Source organism: Bradyrhizobium sp. (assembly GCF_049798375.1).
GTDB lineage: Bacteria > Pseudomonadota > Alphaproteobacteria > Rhizobiales > Xanthobacteraceae > Bradyrhizobium.
The window spans coordinates 1-2,277 of the sequence record NZ_JBARGP010000390.1; the positions used below are offsets into that span (position 1 = coordinate 1).

Annotated in this window: 2 protein-coding genes and 1 pseudogene; all 3 read left to right on the forward strand. The window is 66.2% G+C overall.

Annotated features, from left to right (window positions below):
* Positions 1–641: ABC transporter permease (locus WA702_RS16675; protein ID WP_425111645.1), on the forward strand; the 641-nt coding region annotated here is incomplete at its 5' end.
* Positions 642–723: 82 nt separating this feature from the next.
* Positions 724–1,941: an MFS transporter gene (locus WA702_RS16680; protein ID WP_425111646.1), complete on the forward strand. Its 1,218-nt coding sequence runs from the start codon at positions 724–726 to the stop codon at positions 1,939–1,941.
* A gap of 124 nt (positions 1,942–2,065) precedes the next feature.
* Positions 2,066–2,277: pseudogene (locus tag WA702_RS16685) on the forward strand (hypothetical protein); the annotation flags it as partial.

Sequence of the window (2,277 nt, forward strand, 5' to 3'; positions counted from 1 at the left end):
TCGTCAACGCCTTCGGCTTGACGGTGGTCGGCATCCCCTCCTTTATCATGACCTTGGCGATGATGCAGATCGCCGCGGGCATCTCGGCGCTGCTGGTGCGCGGCCAGATCGCCTACAAGGTGCCTGACATCATCGCGACGCTCGGCTCGAACGCAATCTCCGGCATTCCCTGGATCGTGATCGTCGCCGCGATCATGCTGCTCGCGGGTCATCTGGTGCTGACCTACACGCGCTTCGGCCGCTACGTCTACATGGTCGGCGGCAACCGCGAGGCGGCGGAATATTCCGGCCTCAACGTCAAGCTGATCCTCGGCAGCGTGATGGTGATCTCGGCGGTGTGCTCGGGCATCGGCGGCATGCTCGGCGTGGCGCATTTCGGCAGCGCCCAGCAGAACGAGTTCGACACCTATCTGCTCGACTCGATCGCTGCGGTCGTGGTCGGCGGCACCAGTCTTTTTGGCGGCCGCGGCGGCATCGGCAACACCATCGTCGGCCTGTTCGTGCTCGGCGTGCTCAACAACGGGCTCGACCACGTCAACATCGACAGCTTCCTCAAGATCCTGATCCGCGGCCTGATCCTGCTCGCCGCATTGGTCATCAATGTCTACGCGCAACGTTTGCGTGCCAAGACGGTCGACTGAGCCCACAATGCGGCGGTGAACCCGACCCCACCTCTGCCGTTATCGATCTCGATCCGCCACCAGCAGCCGGGATTCGACATCGATGACGCACAGCGAGCCGAACGCCGGTGACAGCCATGCCGCGCGGCTATGGCCCTTGCTGGCCGTCAATTTCTTCATGGCCGACATGCAGTCGGGAATCGGCCCGTTCATCAGCGTGTTCCTGATCGAGCGCGGCTGGACCAGTGGCCTGATCGGGACTGCGCTCAGCATCGGCAATATCGCCGGCATGCTGATCACGACCCCGGTCGGCGGCTTCATCGATGCCTCCCACCACAAGCGCGCCTGGGTGATCGTGCCCGGCGTGGCCGTGGTGCTGGCCTCCTCCGTCATCCTGATGTGGCAGAGCTTCTGGGCCGTCGCCGGCTCGCAGATCGCAACCTCGATCGCCAGCGCCGCGATCGTTCCCGCCGTCACCGGCATCACGCTCGGCATGGTCGGCCAGAAAGGCTTCAACCGGCAGAACGGTCGCAACCAGGCCTTCAATCACACCGGCAATCTGGTCGGCGCGGCCGCGTCCGGGCTGCTTGGCTGGAAGTTCGGCTATTTCTGGGTGTTCGCGCTGGCGGCGCTGTTCGGCGTCATCACGGTCGCCTGCGTGCTGATGATCCGGCCGGACCAGATCAACGATCACGCCGCGCGCGGCAACAAGGAGGATGATTCCAAGAGCCAGCCCGGTGCCCTGACGATGCTGCTGCGGCACAAGCCGCTGCTGGTGCTGGGGCTGGCGCTGGCACTGTTCCATCTCGGCAACGCGGCCATCATCCCGCTGTTCGGCATGTCCGCCGTCTCGAACGGCAAGGCCAACGGTCCGGGCTTCGTCGCGACCACGGTCGTGATCGCTCAGGGCGTCATGGTGATTGCGTCGCTGGTCGCGATGCATGTCGCGGAGAAGCGCAACTACTGGCTGATCCTGCTGGTCTCGTTTCTGATGCTGCCGCTGCGCGGCATCCTTGCCTTTTTCCTCGACGGCTGGTCGGGCGTGGTCCCGGTCGAGATCCTCGACGGCATCGGCACCGGCCTGCAGAGCGTCGCCGTCCCCGGCATGGTGGCCCGTTCGCTGTACGGCACCGGCCGCGTCAATCTCGGACAGGGCGCCGTCATCACCGTGCAGGGCATTGGCGCTGCTGTCAGCCCGGCGCTGGGCGGCTGGGTCACGCACTGGATCGGATATCCCCCGACCTTCCTCGTGCTCGGCGGTCTCGGGCTGCTCGCCGCCGGCGTGTGGATCACGCTGGGCGCGGCGGTGAAGGAATACTAATCCTCCTGCTTCGCCCGCCGGCGCGCTCGTTCCCATCGCACGACATCGAGGCCGGAACTACAAACCACCACGGCGGTTCTAAGGACATCCGCCGATCACGGCGCACCCGACTGGAGGCCAGGACATGCCGACCCAGACTCAATTGCTCGGCCGCACGGCCGTACTCGCTTCCCTGACCGCGCTTGCGATCGGCGCGCTTGCCCCGACCAGCGCCGATGCGCGGCACCTGCGCTGGCATGGCGGTGGCCCGGCGGTCGGCGCTGCGCTGGCGGCCGGCGCCATCGGCACCGGTCTTGCGATCGCCGCGAGCCGCGACGCCTATGACTACTATGACGG

Coding starts and splice junctions, on each gene's coding strand:
- WA702_RS16680 (WP_425111646.1), top strand. CDS start 724: ATGACGCACAGCGAGCCGAACGCCGGTGACAGCCATGCCGCGCGGCTA.